14 protein-coding genes, 2 tRNA genes and 1 riboswitch are annotated in these 17,317 nt (G+C 64.2%); of the genes, 8 read left to right on the top strand and 8 right to left on the bottom strand.

Annotated elements, in window-relative coordinates; genetic code table 11:
* Positions 1-107: 107 nt before the first annotated feature.
* On the bottom strand, positions 108-398 hold the full coding sequence (locus ABID37_RS02940) for a hypothetical protein (protein ID WP_354192550.1): 291 nt from the start codon (positions 396-398) through the stop codon (positions 108-110).
* A complete protein-coding gene (gene ssb, locus ABID37_RS02945; protein ID WP_354192551.1) occupies positions 364-885 on the bottom strand; it encodes a single-stranded DNA-binding protein in 522 nt (173 codons plus the stop codon). Before ssb ends, ABID37_RS02940 begins: the two co-directional genes overlap by 35 nt.
* 233 nt (positions 886-1,118) lie before the next feature.
* Here ssb and ABID37_RS02950 point away from each other — a divergent pair, with 233 nt between their 5' ends.
* Both ABID37_RS02950 and uvrA read left to right on the top strand, forming a co-directional pair.
* The gene (locus ABID37_RS02950; RefSeq protein ID WP_354192552.1) at positions 1,119-1,394 is read left to right on the top strand and encodes a hypothetical protein; all 276 of its coding nucleotides are present in this window, start codon (positions 1,119-1,121) and stop codon (positions 1,392-1,394) included.
* Positions 1,395-2,100: 706 nt separating this feature from the next.
* Positions 2,101-5,025 carry an excinuclease ABC subunit UvrA gene (gene uvrA / locus ABID37_RS02955; RefSeq protein WP_354192553.1) on the top strand — a complete coding sequence of 975 codons (2,925 nt, stop codon included), beginning with the start codon at positions 2,101-2,103 and terminating at the stop codon, positions 5,023-5,025.
* Positions 5,026-5,064: 39 nt separating this feature from the next.
* Here uvrA and ABID37_RS02960 read toward each other — a convergent pair whose 3' ends face one another.
* Positions 5,065-6,312 carry a GGDEF domain-containing protein gene (locus tag ABID37_RS02960; protein ID WP_354192555.1) on the bottom strand — a complete coding sequence of 416 codons (1,248 nt, stop codon included), beginning with the start codon at positions 6,310-6,312 and terminating at the stop codon, positions 5,065-5,067.
* Positions 6,313-6,521: 209 nt separating this feature from the next.
* Between ABID37_RS02960 and ABID37_RS02965 the strand changes: the two genes are divergently transcribed.
* Positions 6,522-7,328: a DUF72 domain-containing protein gene (locus tag ABID37_RS02965; protein WP_354192556.1), complete on the top strand. Its 807-nt coding sequence runs from the start codon at positions 6,522-6,524 to the stop codon at positions 7,326-7,328.
* Positions 7,329-7,471: 143 nt separating this feature from the next.
* Here the strand turns inward: ABID37_RS02965 and ABID37_RS02970 are convergent, their stop codons facing one another.
* The 5 genes from ABID37_RS02970 to ABID37_RS02990 form a co-directional block, all read right to left on the bottom strand.
* Positions 7,472-8,320 (bottom strand): PopZ family protein, encoded by an 849-nt coding sequence (locus tag ABID37_RS02970; RefSeq protein WP_354192557.1) that lies wholly within the window; start codon positions 8,318-8,320, stop codon positions 7,472-7,474.
* A 437-nt stretch (positions 8,321-8,757) separates the two neighbouring features.
* The gene (locus ABID37_RS02975) at positions 8,758-10,155 is read right to left on the bottom strand and encodes a TolC family outer membrane protein (RefSeq protein ID WP_354192558.1); all 1,398 of its coding nucleotides are present in this window, start codon (positions 10,153-10,155) and stop codon (positions 8,758-8,760) included.
* A 164-nt stretch (positions 10,156-10,319) separates the two neighbouring features.
* Positions 10,320-10,988, bottom strand: a complete 669-nt coding sequence (locus tag ABID37_RS02980) for a protein-L-isoaspartate O-methyltransferase family protein (protein ID WP_354192559.1) — start codon at positions 10,986-10,988, stop codon at positions 10,320-10,322.
* A gap of 90 nt (positions 10,989-11,078) precedes the next feature.
* A tRNA-Cys gene (locus tag ABID37_RS02985) sits at positions 11,079-11,152 on the bottom strand.
* Positions 11,153-11,286: 134 nt separating this feature from the next.
* Complete coding sequence (locus ABID37_RS02990) at positions 11,287-11,556, bottom strand: hypothetical protein (RefSeq protein ID WP_354192560.1); 270 nt, start codon at positions 11,554-11,556, stop codon at positions 11,287-11,289.
* Positions 11,557-11,810: 254 nt separating this feature from the next.
* On the opposite strand from ABID37_RS02990, the gene ABID37_RS02995 reads away from it, so the two are divergent.
* The 5 genes from ABID37_RS02995 (at position 11,811) to gcvP (ending at position 17,162) form a co-directional block, all read left to right on the top strand.
* A tRNA-Asn gene (locus tag ABID37_RS02995) sits at positions 11,811-11,885 on the top strand.
* A gap of 233 nt (positions 11,886-12,118) precedes the next feature.
* Complete coding sequence (locus ABID37_RS03000; RefSeq protein ID WP_354192562.1) at positions 12,119-12,508, top strand: helix-turn-helix domain-containing protein; 390 nt, start codon at positions 12,119-12,121, stop codon at positions 12,506-12,508.
* 118 nt (positions 12,509-12,626) lie between these two features.
* A riboswitch (glycine riboswitch) is annotated at positions 12,627-12,714 on the top strand.
* A gap of 149 nt (positions 12,715-12,863) precedes the next feature.
* Positions 12,864-13,964, top strand: coding sequence for a glycine cleavage system aminomethyltransferase GcvT (gene gcvT, locus ABID37_RS03005; RefSeq protein ID WP_354192563.1), 1,101 nt, complete (start codon positions 12,864-12,866; stop codon positions 13,962-13,964).
* Between the two features lie 6 nt (positions 13,965-13,970).
* On the top strand, positions 13,971-14,339 hold the full coding sequence (gcvH, locus tag ABID37_RS03010) for a glycine cleavage system protein GcvH (protein ID WP_354192564.1): 369 nt from the start codon (positions 13,971-13,973) through the stop codon (positions 14,337-14,339).
* A 12-nt stretch (positions 14,340-14,351) separates the two neighbouring features.
* Entirely contained in the window at positions 14,352-17,162 is a 2,811-nt protein-coding gene (gene gcvP / locus ABID37_RS03015) for an aminomethyl-transferring glycine dehydrogenase (protein ID WP_354192565.1), read from the top strand.
* Positions 17,163-17,317 lie beyond the last annotated feature (155 nt).

Genomic DNA, 17,317 nt, shown 5'->3' on the forward strand with positions numbered 1-17,317 from the left:
TCTTGTTCTTGTGCCCCCTATCCCAGTCCAAACGGCAGGGTAAATCAAGCCATCTAAAGTCGCAGACGCGCCGGAGCATCCTTAAAGCGGGGCGCGGCCTTCCAGATTCACTGCCGGCAATCTTCAGCCCTGAAATGAAGAAAACAGGTGCAGCCAAGCCCCGGCGCCATGGCGCAAGCAATGCACTGCACGAAGTGAATCACGAAAACACGACAAGCTGCTGAAAACAGACGGCCATCATAGTTCGGATGCAAAAACAGCGCCGCACGTCCATGCGGCGCTGCCTCCAGTCCGGTATCGCTCAACCTGCCGAAAAGCGCGGTTTCGCCCGGCCCGCCTTCCGTAGACGAACGCGCCGGGCGCTCAGAACGGAATTTCGTCGTCGAGGTCGCGGCCACCGCCGCCACCGCCACCGCGCGAACCGCCGAAATCGCCCGGGCCGGACTGGCCGAAGTCGGACCCGCGTCCACCACCGCCACCGCCGGAATAACTGCCGCGCTCATAGCCGACCTGTCCGCCGCCTTCACCCTGGCCACGAGCGTCGAGCATCTGCAACTCGCCACGGAATTTCTGCAGCACCACCTCGGTGGTGTAGCGGTCCTGTCCGGTCTGGTCCTGCCATTTGCGGGTCTGGAGCTGGCCCTCGATATAGACCTTCATGCCCTTCTTCAGATATTGCTCTGCCACCTTGGCGAGATTGTCGTTGAAGATCACGACATTGTGCCACTCGGTCTTTTCCTTGCGCTCGCCCGACATCTTGTCACGCCAGGTTTCGGAGGTGGCGATGCGCAGGTTGACGACCGGATCGCCGGAGTTCAGCCGCCGGATTTCAGGGTCTGCTCCCAGATTGCCGACCAGAATGACCTTATTGACGCTGCCCGCCATGACGCTGTCTCCACGCTCGTCCTAAATTGGAAGTCTGATGCACCTTACAGTCTGCCGCGCAGTTTGGCCCGCGTGCCGCACCTGTTTCCCCAAAAGGTTTTTTTGTTCCTCTTATGTTCTAAATTCTCACGCCAAAGTCAAGGGAAACATGGCATCGCCGCCGACCCTTTTCCCGGCGTGAACTGGCGTCGGCAGGCGCGGGCGCCTATAGTGGCGCCATGAAACCGTTGCACATGGCCATTTGCGCTGCGCTGTCCCTCGCCCTTTCCTGCGGGGCGGCGATGGCCGGGGCCAAAGCCGGGGCCTCGACCCCTTCGGCGCCGGCCCAAAGCGGCCTGCCCGGCGTGGACGGCGGCTACAGCATCGTGACGCCCTTGCCGCCGGAACCCGATGACCAGCCCCGGTCCGGCCAGTTCGGGCATTTCAAGGTCGGAGATTTCGACGTGAAAGTCTCCGGCAAGCTCACCTTCGATATCGGCGTCGGCTCGCTGCGGCCACCCAAGCGCTGAACTGGGCATGATGCCCTTCGATCCGGCGCGCCCTTTCTCAAGTGCTCCCTCAAGCAATGAGCCCCGCCGCTGCGTTTGCTGCGGACGGGGCTTTTGATGGGCTCAACCCAAGATGCCGGGAGTGGTTTACCGGCTTTGAATTTCGGATGCTTCGCGGCGTTCAGCCGACGATCCGACAAAAGTCTCTGATTGTAGGGGGAACGATCGGGACGCTTTCGTTTCGCGGAAATTTCCGGCCGAAAAGCTGCCGATCGCGGCTCCGGTCAGGCGCGGAGCCCTTCGGGACTGTCCGGTGGGGTCATACCTCTCTCCTTCTGTCCGTTTCACCATAGGGTCCGAAAGCACTTCATCCGCACGCGCATCATCCATTCTGCGGCGTCTCGCAGATGCCATGCGCCTCGCGAAGATCAGCCTCTTGAGGCGATCGGCTTCCGTACTTGGAAAATCTGGCGTCTCCACCGCGTTCCGTCAACAGTCCAAAGCAGACTTGAGCAAAATGTGATCTTTGTAACAGGCGGCACCCGGATTTTGTCAGGAGCCTGTTCGTTTTTTGTTCTTTCTGCTTGCCTGTCCTGGCGAAAGGCGCTTAAACGCTGCGTGGAAAGTCGCGGCCTCTCTCGAAACCGCGCCGGGACGACCTATATTGGCGGAAGGCCGGGGAAGCCCGCCATTCCGAAACATTTCAGATCGAGGCGGCGGAACGGCCATGGCCGACCACAAGTTCATTTCCATTCGCGGCGCGCGCGAACACAATCTCAAGAATGTCGACCTCGACCTGCCCCGCGACTCCCTGGTGGTGATGACGGGCCTGTCGGGCTCGGGCAAATCCTCGCTCGCCTTCGACACCATCTATGCCGAGGGCCAGCGCCGCTATGTCGAGAGCCTGTCGGCCTATGCCCGGCAGTTCCTGGAGATGATGCAGAAGCCGGACGTCGACCAGATCGACGGCCTGTCGCCCGCCATTTCCATCGAGCAGAAGACCACCTCGAAGAATCCACGCTCGACGGTCGGCACCGTCACCGAGATCTACGACTATATGCGCCTTTTGTTCGCGCGCGTCGGCGTGCCCTATTCGCCGGCCACCGGCCTGCCCATCGAGAGCCAGACCGTGTCCCAGATGGTGGACCGGGTGCTGGCGCTTGAGGAAGGCACGCGGCTTTACCTGCTGGCGCCCATCGTGCGCGGCCGCAAGGGCGAATACCGCAAGGAACTGCTGGAGCTTCAGAAGAAGGGTTTCCAGCGCGTCAAGGTCGACGGCACTTTCTACGAGATCGCCGACGTGCCGGCGCTGGACAAGAAGTACAAGCATGACATCGACGTGGTGGTCGACCGCATCGTGGTGCGGCCGGATCTCGCCACCCGCCTGGCCGACTCCATGGAAACGGCGCTCAGGCTGGCCGACGGGCTGGCCGTGGCCGAGTTCGCCGACAAGCCGCTGCCGCCGGAGGAGACGGCCGGTGGCGGTGCTGCCAACAAGTCGCTCAACGACACGCATGAGCGCATCCTGTTCTCGGAAAAGTTCGCCTGCCCGGTGTCCGGCTTCACCATTCCGGAGATCGAGCCGCGCCTGTTCTCATTCAACAATCCGTTCGGCGCCTGCCCGACCTGCGACGGGCTGGGCAACCAGCGCGCCATCGATCCGAACCTGGTGGTCCCGGACGACAATGTCTCGCTGCGCAACGGCGCCGTGGCGCCATGGGCGAAGTCCACCTCGCCCTATTACGCGCAGACGCTGGAAGCGCTCGGCAAGGTCTACGGCTTCAAGCTTGGCGACAAGTTCAAGGACCTGCCCGACGAGGCGCGCGATGCCATATTGCATGGCACCGGCAAGCGCGAGGTGACGTTCAACTACGACGACGGGCTGCGCTCCTACCAGACGACCAAGACCTTCGAGGGCGTGATCCCCAATCTCGAGCGGCGCTGGAAGGAGACGGAATCGGCCTGGATGCGCGAGGAGATCGAGCGCTTCATGTCGGCCACCCCCTGCCCCGCCTGCAACGGCTACCGCCTCAAGCCGGAAGCGCTGGCGGTGAAGATCGCCGGCAAGCATATCGGCGAAGTGACAGAGCTTTCGATCCGCAAGGCGGACACATGGTTCAACAAGCTGCCCGGCCAGCTCAACGACAAGCAAAACGAAATCGCGGTGCGCATCCTCAAGGAAATCCGCGAGCGGCTGCGCTTCCTCAACGATGTCGGCCTCGATTACCTGACGCTGTCGCGCAATTCCGGCACGCTGTCCGGCGGCGAGAGCCAGCGCATCCGCCTGGCCAGCCAGATCGGCTCCGGCCTCACCGGCGTGCTCTACGTGCTGGATGAGCCGTCCATCGGCCTGCACCAGCGCGACAACACCCGCCTGCTCGACACGCTCAAGCATCTGCGCGACCTCGGCAACACGGTGATCGTGGTCGAGCACGACGAGGACGCCATCCTGCATGCCGACTACGTGGTCGATATCGGCCCGGCCGCCGGCGTGCATGGCGGCCGCGTGATCGCACAGGGCACGCCGCGCGAGGTCATGGCCAATCCGAACTCGATCACCGGCAAATATCTGTCCGGCGAGCTGGAGATTGCGACGCCGAGCGAGCGCCGGCCCGGCAAGAAGGGCAAGCGCATCAAGGTGGTGGGCGCACGCGGCAACAACCTCAAGAACGTGACGGCGGAAATCCCGCTCGGCACCTTCAGCTGCGTCACCGGCGTCTCGGGCGGCGGCAAGTCCACATTCCTGATCGAGACGCTGTTCAAGGCCGCCTCGCGCCGGATCATGGGCAGCAGAGAGCACCCGGCGGAGCACGACCGCATCGAGGGGCTGGAATTCCTCGACAAGGTCATCGACATCGACCAGAGCCCCATCGGCCGCACGCCCCGCTCCAATCCGGCGACCTATACGGGCGCCTTCACGCCGATCCGCGACTGGTTCGCCGGCCTGCCGGAAGCCAAGGCGCGCGGCTACCAGCCGGGCCGCTTCTCCTTCAACGTCAAGGGCGGGCGCTGCGAGGCGTGCCAGGGCGACGGCGTCATCAAGATCGAGATGCACTTCCTACCGGACGTCTACGTCACCTGCGACGTCTGCCACGGCAAGCGCTATAATCGCGAAACGCTCGACGTGACCTTCAAGGGCAAGTCGATCGCCGACGTGCTCGACATGACGGTTGAGGAAGGCGTCGAATTTTTCTCGGCGGTGCCGGCGGTGCGCGACAAGTTGCAGACGCTCAAGGATGTCGGCCTTGGCTACATCCATATCGGACAGCAGGCGACGACATTGTCGGGAGGCGAGGCCCAGCGCATCAAGCTGGCCAAGGAACTGTCGCGCAGGGCGACCGGCAAGACGCTCTACATTCTCGACGAGCCGACCACCGGCCTGCACTTCCACGACGTGGCCAAGCTGCTCGAAGTGCTGCAGGAACTGGTCGAGCAGGGCAACACGGTCGTCGTGATCGAGCACAATCTGGAGGTCATCAAGACCGCCGACTGGGTGCTCGACCTCGGTCCCGAAGGCGGCGACGGCGGCGGCGAACTGGTCGCCACCGGTACGCCGGAGGACATCGTGGCCGAGCCGCGCAGCTATACCGGCCAGTTCCTGAAGGAGTTGCTGGAGCGCCGTCCCGGCGGGAAGCAGGTGGCTGCCGAATAGGCTTTATCGGCTCTCATTATCGGTTCCCGGGGCAGACGATCACTGTCTGCCGAGCCACGCGCGGGGGCCGTGCGGCCGTTCCGCATCATCGGGCTGTAGCGGCGCGATGATCGGCGTACCTTCGAAAGCCACCGCACGGTTGCGGCCTCCCTGCTTGGCGCGATAGAGCCGGGCATCGGCGCGCTTGGTCAGCGTGGACAGCGTATCCCGCTCCATTGCCTCGGCGATGCCGAAGCTGGCCGTAACCTGCATTTTGCCGTCCATCTCGCCGAAACTCACCTCGCCGATGGCGGCGCGCAGCAGTTCCACCCAGCGCATGGCGTCCGCACTTGTCTGACCATGGAGCAGGATGGCGAATTCCTCGCCACCGATACGGCCGACCGGATTGCCCGGGCCGGCCGCTTCCGCGAGCAAGGCGCCAAACAGGTTCAGGACCGTATCCCCGGCACCATGGCCGAAAGTGTCGTTGATGCGCTTGAAATGGTCGATGTCGCACAGGACCAGCGACAGCGGGCGCTGCCACTCCCCGGCGAAAATGGCTTTCGCCCGTTCCTCAAACCCGCGCCGGTTGAAAACGCCCGTCAGGCGGTCGCTGTCGCGCTCACGGCGCAGGTCGTCGATGACATCCATGACCGCCGCCGCCAGGATTGCCACTGCCAAGATCGCCACCGCCAGAGCGGAGCCGAGGACCGCCATGGAAAGCTGCAACGTCTGCCAGAAAAGGGTCTGTCCGAAGGCCCTCGCCCCAAGCGGAGGCGCTTCGAAACCGATGGTCAACATCGTGCGGACGAAGAACTGCGCCGAAAAGGCGAGCAAGACGACAAACAGCGCCCTGTCCACGAAACGCGCTCGCCAAAGGTGGCGCAGGCGCACCGTGGCCCACAGCAGGATCAGGCCATAGCCGAAATTCATCACGTAGACGCGCGCCAGCAGGTTGCGGTCCACATAGTAGAAATACCAGACCAGCCCGACGATCCCAGCACCTGCCGCAAGGCCCCAGCCAAGGCCGAGCCGCCGGCCGGAGCGCTTGAGAAGACCTTCGGCGGTCAGCAGCACCGCCGACGTGTAGAAGATGCAGGATACCAGCGCATTGGCGCCGGGGGTGCGCGGCCAATAGACAATCTGGACACAGGCCCCGACCACCAACAGGGCACAGGCACCCGCAAGCAGAAGCAGATAGGGTCGCTTGCGGTCGATGGCCCAAGCGGCGGCAAACACACAGCCGAAGACGGCCAGCGTGCCCGGCCCGATCAGCGTCAGCGTCATCCTGACCGTCGTGTCGTCCATTCACCGCACCTGCCGCCGGGCGGTGGAACCGCCTGTGGATGAAAGAAGTCATATATCTGGTCGACACTTCCTGTTCGACAAGAGATTACCCCCCTTCCGTGGCATGGTGACAACTGTCAGCAGAGAAAACGACATGGTTTGCGCCATAGATGCCGGAATGGAATACTCCGCTCGCCACATTTTCCGATGACACTCCCGAGGAGCGACAGATGGCCAAGTCAGGAAAGATCCGTGCCGGCATGGGCGGCTGGACCTTCGAACCGTGGGACAAATCCTTCTATCCCGACAAGCTGGCCAAGGCCAAGCAGCTCAACTATGCGACGCGGCAGGTGCCGACGATCGAGGTCAACGGCACCTATTACTCCTCCTTCAAAGAGCCCACCTTCGTCAAATGGGCGACGGAAGCGCCTGACGGCTTCGTCTATTCGCTGAAAGGCAACCGCTTCGTCACCAACCGCCGTGTCCTGGGCGAGGCCGGGGAATCGATGACGCGCTTCCTCGGCTCCGGCGTCGCGGCATTGGGCGAAAAGCTCGGCCCGATCCTGTGGCAGTTCGCGCCCACCAAGAAATTCGATCCGCAAGATTTCGAGGCCTTCCTGAAACTGCTGCCGGAAAGCCAGGATGGGGTGAAACTCCGTCATGCGCTGGAAGTGCGGCATGACAGTTTCGCCACGCCGGAATTCGTGGCCCTGGCGCGGAAATATGGCGCGGCCATCGTCTATGCCGACCATGCCAAATATCCGGCCATTGCCGATATCACCGGCGATTTCGTCTATGCCCGCCTGCAAACCGGCAGCGACGACAACCCAGACTGCTACACGCCCAAGGCACTGGACGAATGGGCCGCCCGCGCCCGGACATGGGCCGAGGGAAAGGTTCCGGCCGACCTGCCCCTGGCCGATCCATCGACCCCGGCGCCGGTCCAGCCGCGCGACGTGTTCGTCTATTTCATCACCGAGGGCAAGGTGCGCGCGCCGTTCGGCGCCATGGCCTTGATGCGGCGGGTGAACGATTGAGGCTGCAAGCCCGACTTGCCATAGGCGCGACTTGAAAAAGTGATTCAAGTCGTTCGCGCCTTGAGTCGGAAAGATCGCCTATCTAGCTGAAATCATAACCGAAATGGATTTGGCGGGCGCGAGCATGCTGCCCGCCTCGAATTTCACGTGCCGCGGGCGACGCGCTCGATCTCTTCGCGCACCAGACGCTCGACCAGGGTCGGAAGATTGTTGTCGAGCCATTCCTGCAGCATCGGCCGCAGCATTTCCTCGGCCATCTCATCCAGCGATTTCTTGCTGCGGGCCGCAAAGGCTTCCGAAAGTTCCTCGAAAGCTGCCGCCACCTGGCGGCTGGTCTTCTCCGAAACCAGGGCGGGCCGCGCCGCGGCGGCATCAGTCGCATCGCCGGCAGTTGCCGGGTCATGCATGGCTGCGGGGATGTCGGGCGAAGCGGTTTCCCCCGCCGTGCGTTCCGTGGAAGCGGCGGCGGATCGCGAAGGCATGGCGGCCGCCGGGGCCATCGCCTGATCGGCCTGCGCCTTCGTTTCGCCAGGCTCCGCCTCGGCGATTTCGACCGGCACGTGCCAATCGTCCGGCGTCCGCAGCGGCCTGGCCGTCTGCTCGGCGGCTGGACGAGCCGAATCGGGCCGGGTGAAATCGATCCGGGTAAATGCCGCCGCGCTTGCCGAAGCCGGAGAAACGCTTTCCTTCGACTTTTCCTCCGGCGAGCTGGCCGCAAGCGAAAGGGCGGGCTCGGGCGCGGTACTGGCTATGCCCAACGGCTCCGCCACGGAAGGTTTCACCGAAGCGGCTTCCGTTCCGGATCGAAGTTCGCTGCGGAATACATCGACCACGCTCGGTTCCGGGCCTTCCGTCGTCTCGGCTTCGGTTCCGGTTTCGCCAAAAGCCTCGGTGGGCTTGCGGCCGGAATCGCTATCCTCGATGATCCGGCGGATCGACGCCAGGATCTCTTCCATGGAGGGTTCGCGCTGCACACTGCTTGCCGTCGCCATCGTCACGTCCGCCGCCCCTGTGATTTCGCTGTCCTGGTCAGCCCTCGGTGCCGCCATACACCGCCGGCAGCATCCGAATCATACGCTTACAGCGTAGCGGACCCTGCGCCATGCGAGAATCCCCAAACGTGAAGCGCACTTCATTTCAACAGATTAGAAGTATTCCGCAGCACAGGCGCGAACCGCCTTGCGTTCGGAAAAGCCGACTTGCCGATGAACGCTCTCAACGGCAAGGTTGCAGCATGGCTCCCGGCTTGCGCTCGCTATCGCTCCCTTGGCCGGTATGACGGGGAGATTTTTTTCCACGTCATCCCGACCTCGCAATAGGCTCAGCAAATAGAGAGTGTCGGAAATCCATGCCGGAATCTCGGAACGGGCGGCACAACAAAAAAGGCGCCGAAGCGCCTTTCCGGTCTTGTCTCAAAAGGCCAGCCGGCTCAGCGGCCATCCGGCGTGCGCAGGCCATACCATTTGTCCTTGACCGCGTTGTAGTGCTCTTCCGGCTTGTACTTCGCCACCTGCAGGCCGAGGCGATCGACCGAAAGACGACCCATCGCCTGAAGAATGGCGTAGCTCGCCAGAACGACATCGCGCTCGGCGCTGGCCAGATTGATCTTGGCGGTGATGACGTCGCGCTGCGAATCGAGAACTTCCAGCGTGGTGCGCTGGCCGACATTGCGCTCCTCGATCACGCCGTTCAACGCAAGCTGGGCAGCGCTGACCAGCGCACGGTTCGCAACCACGGCCTCCTGCGCCGCGGCATAGGCCGTCCACGCGGCGGTGACGGCCTGACGAACCTGGTCGCGGCTGACGTCGACCTCGATGCGAGCCTGGCCGAGCCGTTCCTTGGACTGCCGCACCAGTGCCGAGGTGCGGCCACCCTGGTAGATCGGGATCGACAGGGTCGCGCCAATATTGGCGGAATTCGAATAGCCGTCGCTGCTTCCGACTCCCGGCAGGCTGGAACCGCCGCCCGAGGTGTCGCTGTAGCTGCGCGAAATGCCGGCCGAAGCGGTGACCGAAGGCAGCAATGCACCTTCCGCCGACTTCACGCCGAAGGCTGCCGCATCGACCAGATGGCTGGTTGCAAGAATGGCCGGATGTTCGGCGGCAGCAATGGTCACCGCCGAATCGAGGCTGCGCGGCAGAAGCTTGGAAAGCGGCGCGGCAGCCTTCAACTGGCCGGGCTCCTCGCCGATGATCTGCCGGTACAGCGCGGCGCTGGCCAATGCCTGGGCACGGGCGGCGCTGACCTGGGCTTCCGCGCCGGAGCGCGCCGCATCGGCCTGCGCCACGTCGGTGCGGGTGCCTTCACCCACCTCGAGGCGCGAGCGTGCCGCACGGGTCTGTTCGTTGAGGAATTGCAGATTCTGCTGGGTCAGGGCCGCGACCTGCCGGTCGTGGATGACGTTCATATAGGCCTGCGCGGCGGTGAACAGCATGTTCTCTTCGGTGTTGCGCAGGCTTTCCTGCGAGGCGCGCACCCGCGCCTCGGCCGCAGCGACGTTATTCTTGGTCTGAAAGCCGTCGAACAGCGTCTGGTTGACCTGGACGCCGAAGCTGCCCGAGGTCAGCCGCGTCGACATATCGCCGCGCCGCCGTTCCGTGTAGTCGATATTGGCCGAGCCCATCACCGTCGGCCGATAGCCCGACTTGGCGATGGCCACGTCCTCGTCGGTGACGCGGACGCCGGCGCGCGCGGAATTGACCGAGGAGTTGTTGCGGTAGGCCTTTGCCAGTGCTCCGGTGATGGTTTCGGCCGAAGCCGCGACTGGCGAAAGTGCCGTGGCGGCAACCAAAAGGGCGGCAAAAACGGTCTTGCTAAAGGACTGCACGTCGACCCTCAACTTTACAATCAATAACGGCGCGCTTCAGGCCGGGAGACAGCCCACACGCGCCTTCTTCATTATCCCGCCAGCACGATCCAGGCGGATCGCAAACGGATTCTCTCAACGCAGCAAGCGAACATGAGTACGCCCCCGCTGCAAGAGAAATTCGATCAGAACTCGAAAACTTTGCTGCGTTCGAATCCCGGTAGTGGCCTAATTGCCGCATTGAAGGCACGCCGGCCGGTCACAACCCCGTTGGTTTTCAGGAAAACCTTGGCGATTCCCGCATTGCCACGGCCCTCGACGGCCACCAGACGGCCACCTTCGGCAAGCTGTTCATGTAAGGATTCGGGCAGTTCGTCCACGCTGCCCTGGAGCACGATGACATCATAGGGAGCGGCGGCCTTCCAGCCCTCCCGAAGCTCGCCTTCCACGACCGCAACATTGCCGCAACCGAGTGCGGCAAGCGTGTCGCGCGCCCAGCCGGCCAGGACGGGATCGTTCTCCAGTGCGGTGACCGAACCGGCCACCTTCGACAGGATGGCCGACGAATAGCCGGTGCCGCAACCGACATCGAGCACGCTATCGGTGGGCTGGATTTCGGCAAGCTGCAAAAGCCGGGCGAGCGGCGACGGCTCCATCAGGAAGCGCGGTCCGCCCTCGCCGCCGGCGATGCGGATGTCCTCGTCGATATAGGCGAGGTCGCGCAGGGTTTCATCGACGAACAGTTCGCGCGGAACGGAGAGGAAAGCGGCAAGCAGCGAAGCGTTCGTCACGTCGGTGGTGCGAAGCTGCCCATCGACCATTTTGACACGAAGCTCGGTGAATTCAGCGCTCATCTGCAAGCTGTCCCGCTTTGGCGCGCATCGCGCGCTCCCAAACCATTGGAACGCGGACAATCCTGCCGCTTGCAGGACGCCGTGGGACTTTGGAGGCCTCGCCCGGAATCGAACCGGGGTGCAAGGATTTGCAGTCCTCTGCGTAACCACTCCGCCACGAGGCCTCACGCTGTCCAAGCGTTCCAGCGGCCTCAATAGGTTAGCCCCTTTTCGCCGTCAAGCCGAACAGAGCCATTCTGGAAAATATCCTTTCGGCGCCCAAACCGGCCTGGAGCAAACATGCGCAAACGCCCGTTTCCTAGCGCCGCCGCCGCCGCTCCCACCACACGGCGAAGCGCCGCCGCCACCGCCGCACCAGCGCAAACTCATAGGAAAGCACCAGAAGCCCCAGGGGAATCATCCAGAAGCCGAGCACGGGCAGGAAGCCGAACAGACCGAACACGATCAGCACCACGCCTATGGCGACACGCGCGCGCCTCGACCGCGGCAGGGTGAACTCCTTGCCCAGCAGCGTGATCTTGCGCCGCGGAGGCCAGTCGCATTCGCTTAAGGGGTCGTCCTGAATCATACCACTCCATGGGCCTTGGCTGAACGCGACGGCGAATCCACCGCTTCATCGACGCGGTAACGCGCCCGCAAAGAAACTCGCCGCCGGACTATCCGTTCCAGGCCTTCCAGCCTGCGTGCGCAAGCCAATATGGCCATGCCGCTGCGACATTTCGAGCAGGCCTGTGCAAATGGAGTAAAAAAATGCAAATTGCTGCTTTGCAAAGCTGAAAGGGGTTTGCTATAGGCTGCCCCGTTCACGCAAGAGCCTGCTGTTCCCCGGTAGCTCAGCGGTAGAGCAACCGGCTGTTAACCGGTTGGTCGCTGGTTCGAATCCGGCCCGGGGAGCCATTTCATTTTTCATTTCCGCTTCTCTGCAAGCAGCCGCGCGAAAGCGCGGCGGGCGCCGCAAGGTGTCGCCGCCTGCTACAGCACACGGAAATAACAATCCTTTATTTTCAACGGGCTAGCCGAAATACCCGGCCGGCGGGTTGCGGGCGGGGGCTGCTTCCTTATCCTTTCGGTGCGGCATCCGCAGGGTGCCGCACCGACGAAAATAAAGAGATAGCAAGGAGGTGGATCGGGTGGCCGACACCGAAAATATCTTCGAGGAATTGCCGGACATGGATACGTTCGGCGGCCGGTTTTCCAGGGCTCTTGATGCATGTGACCTCGATGCGCGCGGGTTCGCGCGCCGCATCGGCGTCAGGACCGCGACCGTGCGGGCCTGGGAAACCGATCGCACCATGCCGAACTTTCATCGCCTGACCAAGATCGCCGGGCTGCTCGGCGTCAGCATCGCCTGGCTGCTGCATGGCGTGGGCCAGGGCCCCAATGTATCGGGTGCCGAGGCCGAATCTCCCGAGCATGTCGGCGAGCAGCTTGCCAAGCTGAAACTGCTGCATGCCGAGACCGGGCAACTTATTTCCCGGTTGCAGGGCGACCTCGACCGCATGGCGGCGGCCGGCCGCTGACGCGGGCCGGAGACACGACGGCATCCTGAAAACTAATAGTTGTCGGCGGCGGTGTTCACGCAGGTGACAAGTCGCCGCGACTAGGCTATGCATTCGTTCGTCGGGGGCCTAACGGCCTCAACTGTTTGCGGGAGAGAACAGCGCAAGGCTGTCGCCGAAGGGGAAATCGCCCGAAATCTCTCAGGCAAAAGAACCGTAGACAGGACGACACTCTGGAAAGTCGGGGCCTAACCACCCTGCGCCGAAGGTGTAAGTGCAGCCGACAGAGTTCCGGGTGCACGAGTCTCTCAGGCTTCAGACAGAGGGGCACGGAGGACCGCCGCAGCGGTCGGTTTCGTGTTGTTCTGGAGAAGTCATGGCAGGCGATGATACAAGGCACCTACCCCTAGAAGATCTGCATCAACAGGCCGGAGCGCGTTTTGGCGCCTTTGCCGGCTGGTCCATGCCGCTGACCTATCCGGCCGGCGTCATGAAGGAACACCAGCACACCCGCGAACATGCGGGTCTGTTCGACATTTCGCATATGAAGCTGTTCGAGCTTTCCGGCGCCGGTGCCGGCGCGCTGCTCGACCGCGCCTGCCCGCTCGATTCGGCGGCGCTGCCCCTGCTTCAGTCGAAATATTCCTTCCTGCTCAACGATGAAGCCGGCATCCTCGACGACGTGATCGTCACGCGGCTGGGCGACGACCGCTTCATGCTGGTGGCCAATGCCGGCAATGCGGCGGCCGACGAGGCGCATCTGCGCAAGCTTGCCGAAGGGCTCGACGTGGCCATCAATCCGCTGGAGCGCGTCTTCCTCGCCCTTCAGGGGCCGGAAGCCGAGGCGGCCCTCAACAAGGCCGGCGTCGAGACCGGGTCGCTGTCCTTCATGCACGGCATGGAGCCGCGCGCCGACCGGTTCGTGACCCGCTCCGGCTATACGGGCGAGGACGGGTTCGAGATCGCCGCGCCGGAAAAGGATGCCCGCGCGCTGCTGGAAAAGCTGCTTGCCGACGAGCGGGTGATGTGGGTGGGCCTTGCCGCCCGCGACAGCCTGCGCCTCGAAGCCGGGCTGTGCCTGCACGGCAACGACATCACGCCCGACACCAATCCGGTCGATGCCGGACTGATGTGGGCGGTGCCGAAGAGCGTGCGCGCCGAAGGCAATTTCGTCGGTGCGGAAGCCCTGCGTGCCCTGATTGCCCGCGGCGCCGCTGAAAAACGCGTCGGCCTCAAGCCGGAAGGTCGCCAGCCTGTGCGCGTCGGCGCAGCCCTTTTCGACGCCGACGGCAATGCCGCCGGCCGTATCACCTCGGGCGGCTTCGGCCCCTCGGCCGGTCATCCGGTCGCGATGGGCTATGTCCCCGCCGCCCTGGCAGCCGTTGGAAGCAGGCTGTACGCCGACGTGCGCGGCACGAAAGTGCCGGTCGACGTGCATGCCCTGCCCTTCACTCCGCATCGCTACCGCAAAGGATAATTTCTCATGGCAACGATCTACTACACCGAAGACCACGAATGGCTGAGCGTCGAGGGCGACATCGCCACCGTTGGCATCACCGACTATGCGCAGGAACAGCTCGGCGACCTCGTCTTCGTCGAACTGCCGGAAGCCGGCAAGAGCCTGAGCAGGGGCGACACGGCCGTGGTGGTGGAATCGGTCAAGGCCGCTTCCGACGTCTATGCGCCGGTGGACGGCGAAGTGACCGAGGCGAACGAAGCGCTCACCTCCGAGCCGGCGCTGGTCAACTCCGCCGCCACCGGTGACGGCTGGCTGTGGAAGATGAAGCTTTCCGACAAGTCCCAACTCGACGGCCTCATGGATGAGGCGGCCTACAATGCCCATATAGGCTGACAGGATAACAAGATGACCACGGCACCCTACGCTTTCACGGATCGTCACATCGGCCCCGGCGACGATGACATCCGCGCCATGCTCGCCCGGATCGGCGTCCCCTCGGTCGAGGCGCTGATCGACCAGGCGGTTCCGAAATCGATCCGTCTCGACCGGCCGCTCGACCTGCCGGCTGCGGCCAGCGAAGCCGAAGCTCTGGCCGAGCTTTCGGCCACCATGTCGCGCAACACCGTCATGAAGAGCTTCATCGGTGCGGGTTATCATGGCGTGCAGGTGCCGCCGGTCATCCAGCGCAACCTGTTCGAGAACCCGGCCTGGTACACGGCTTACACGCCCTATCAGGCCGAGATCAGCCAGGGCCGTCTGGAAATGCTGTTCCATTTCCAGACGCTGGTGGCCGAGCTGACCGGCCTGCCGGTCGCCTCCGCTTCGCTGCTCGACGAGGCCACGGCGGTCGCCGAGGCCGTCGGCATCGCCGTTCGCCACCATCGCGACAAGCGCACCAAGGTGGCGCTGGCCGGCGTTCCCCTGCCGCAGACGCTCGACGTGCTTCACACGCGCGCCGAACCGCTCGGCATCGAGATCGACGGCGCGACCATCGACAACAACACCGCCGCCCTCATCGTCTCCTGGCCGGACGCCAACGGCGTCTATGGCAACCACAAGGCCGCGATCGAGAAGGCGCGTGCCGCCGGCGCCGTGGTCGTCTTCGTCTCCGACCCGCTGTCGCTGACCGTCACCAGCGCACCGGCAAGCCTCGGCGCCGACATCGCCGTCGGTTCCATGCAGCGCTTCGGCGTGCCGATGGGCTTCGGCGGCCCGCACGCGGCCTACTGCGCCGTATCCGACAAGCTTACCCGCCTGATGCCCGGCCGCCTCGTCGGCCAGTCGGTCGATGCACATGGCCGTCCCGGCTATCGCCTCGCGCTTCAAACGCGCGAGCAGCACATCCGCCGCGACAAGGCGACCTCCAACATCTGCACAGCGCAGGCGCTGCTGGCCAACATGGCGGCCGCCTTCGCGATCTGGCATGGCCCGGCCGGGCTCCAGGCCATCGCTTCGCGCATCCACGCGCTGGCGAACGGGCTGGCCGAAGGCCTTGCCGCCGCAGGGGTGAAGGTTCTGGGCTCCAGCCGCTTCGATACCGTGACCGTCGAGGCAAAGGGCAAGGCCGAGGCCATTGCAGCCGAGGCTGAAAAGGGTGATCGCCTGCTGCGCGTCATCGATGCCGACCATGTCAGCATCGCCTTCGACGAGACCTCGACGGAAGCCGACCTGGAAGCCATCGCCGCCCTGTTCGGGGCCAAGGCCAAGGCATCCAGCGCCAGCAGCCTCCCCGGCAAGCCGCGCGGCAGGGAATTCCTGACCCAGCCGGTGTTCCACGAAAACCGCTCCGAAACCGACATGATGCGTTTCCTGCGCAGGCTGGCCGACAAGGACCTGGCGCTCGACCGCGCCATGATCCCGCTCGGCTCCTGCACCATGAAGCTCAACGCTGCGGCCGAAATGATGCCGGTGAGCTGGCCGAACATCGCCAACCTGCACCCGTTCGCCCCCAAGGCGCATTCGGTCGGCATCCGCGCCATGATCGACGAGCTCGAGGCGTGGCTGGCCGAGATCACCGGCTTCGATGCCGTGACCTTGCAGCCCAACGCCGGCAGCCAGGGCGAATATGCCGGCCTTTTGGCCATTCGCGGCTATCACAAGTCGCGCGGCGAAGGGCATCGCAACATCTGCCTTATCCCCTCCTCCGCGCATGGCACCAACCCGGCTTCCGCCGCCATGGCCGGCATGAGCGTGGTGGTGGTGCGCTGCACGGATGACGGCAACATCGACATCGACGACCTCAAGGCCAAGGCCGAGCAGCACGGCGCCAATCTCGCCGCGCTGATGTTCACCTATCCGTCCACGCATGGCGTGTTCGAGGAAGGCGCCAAGGACATCTGCGCCATCGTGCACGGGCACGGCGGCCAGGTCTATTTCGACGGCGCCAACCTCAACGCGCTGGTCGGGCTGGCCCGCCCGGGCGACATCGGCGCGGACGTGTGCCACATGAACCTGCACAAGACGTTCTGCATCCCGCATGGCGGGGGCGGTCCGGGCGTCGGCCCGATCGGCGTCAAGGCGCATCTGCAGCCCTACCTGCCGGGCCACGTCGTGGAAGGTTCGGAGCATGCCGTGTCGGCCGCGCCCTTCGGCAGCGCCTCGATCCTGCCCATCACCTGGATGTACATCCGCATGATGGGGCCGGATGGCCTGAAGAAGGCGACCGAGATCGCCATCCTCTCCGCCAATTACCTCGTGGCGCGGCTGGGCAACCACTATTCGGTGCTCTACCGGGGTCGCGGCGGGCGCGTGGCGCATGAGTGCATCCTCGACACCCGCGTGCTCAAGGACCGCTCGGGCATCACCGTGGACGACATCGCCAAGCGGCTGATCGACTACGGCTTCCACGCGCCGACCATGTCGTTCCCGGTGGCCGGCACGCTGATGGTCGAGCCCACAGAGTCCGAACCGAAGGCCGAGGTGGATCGCCTGTGCGAGGCGCTGATCGCCATCGCCGACGAGGCGGCGAAGGTTGAAAAGGGCGAATGGCCGGCAGACGACAATCCGCTGGTCAACGCGCCGCATACGGCGGCGGAGACGCTGGCAGGCGACTGGGCGCACCCCTATTCGCGCATGGAAGCCGCCTATCCGGCCGGCAATGCCGATACCATCGTGAAGTACTGGCCGCCGGTGTCGCGCATCGACAACGTGGCCGGCGACCGCAACCTGGTCTGCTCCTGCCCGCCGGTTTCGGCATACAGCGACGCGGCAGAGTAAACCGCCCGCAGGACATTGCAAAAATCTCGGGAGGCCGGCGTTAAAATGCCGGCCTTCTGCCTTTCCGGACGGGTCCAACCCTTGCCCCGGCGGAAAATCGCCTGTATTGCCTGCATACGCTCCCGAACAGAACCGGAACCTCGGTCGCGCCCTGC

Origin of the sequence: Aquamicrobium terrae (assembly GCF_040545735.1) — a bacterium.
Classification (GTDB): domain Bacteria; phylum Pseudomonadota; class Alphaproteobacteria; order Rhizobiales; family Rhizobiaceae; genus Mesorhizobium; species Mesorhizobium terrae_A.

Coding starts and splice junctions, on each gene's coding strand:
- ssb (WP_354192551.1), bottom strand. CDS start 885: ATGGCGGGCAGCGTCAATAAGGTCATTCTGGTCGGCAATCTGGGAGCA.
- ABID37_RS02950 (WP_354192552.1), top strand. CDS start 1,119: ATGGCCATTTGCGCTGCGCTGTCCCTCGCCCTTTCCTGCGGGGCGGCG.
- uvrA (WP_354192553.1), top strand. CDS start 2,101: ATGGCCGACCACAAGTTCATTTCCATTCGCGGCGCGCGCGAACACAAT.
- ABID37_RS02960 (WP_354192555.1), bottom strand. CDS start 6,312: ATGGACGACACGACGGTCAGGATGACGCTGACGCTGATCGGGCCGGGC.
- ABID37_RS02965 (WP_354192556.1), top strand. CDS start 6,522: ATGGCCAAGTCAGGAAAGATCCGTGCCGGCATGGGCGGCTGGACCTTC.
- ABID37_RS02970 (WP_354192557.1), bottom strand. CDS start 8,320: ATGGCGACGGCAAGCAGTGTGCAGCGCGAACCCTCCATGGAAGAGATC.
- ABID37_RS02980 (WP_354192559.1), bottom strand. CDS start 10,988: ATGAGCGCTGAATTCACCGAGCTTCGTGTCAAAATGGTCGATGGGCAG.
- ABID37_RS02990 (WP_354192560.1), bottom strand. CDS start 11,556: ATGATTCAGGACGACCCCTTAAGCGAATGCGACTGGCCTCCGCGGCGC.
- gcvT (WP_354192563.1), top strand. CDS start 12,864: ATGGCAGGCGATGATACAAGGCACCTACCCCTAGAAGATCTGCATCAA.
- gcvH (WP_354192564.1), top strand. CDS start 13,971: ATGGCAACGATCTACTACACCGAAGACCACGAATGGCTGAGCGTCGAG.
- gcvP (WP_354192565.1), top strand. CDS start 14,352: ATGACCACGGCACCCTACGCTTTCACGGATCGTCACATCGGCCCCGGC.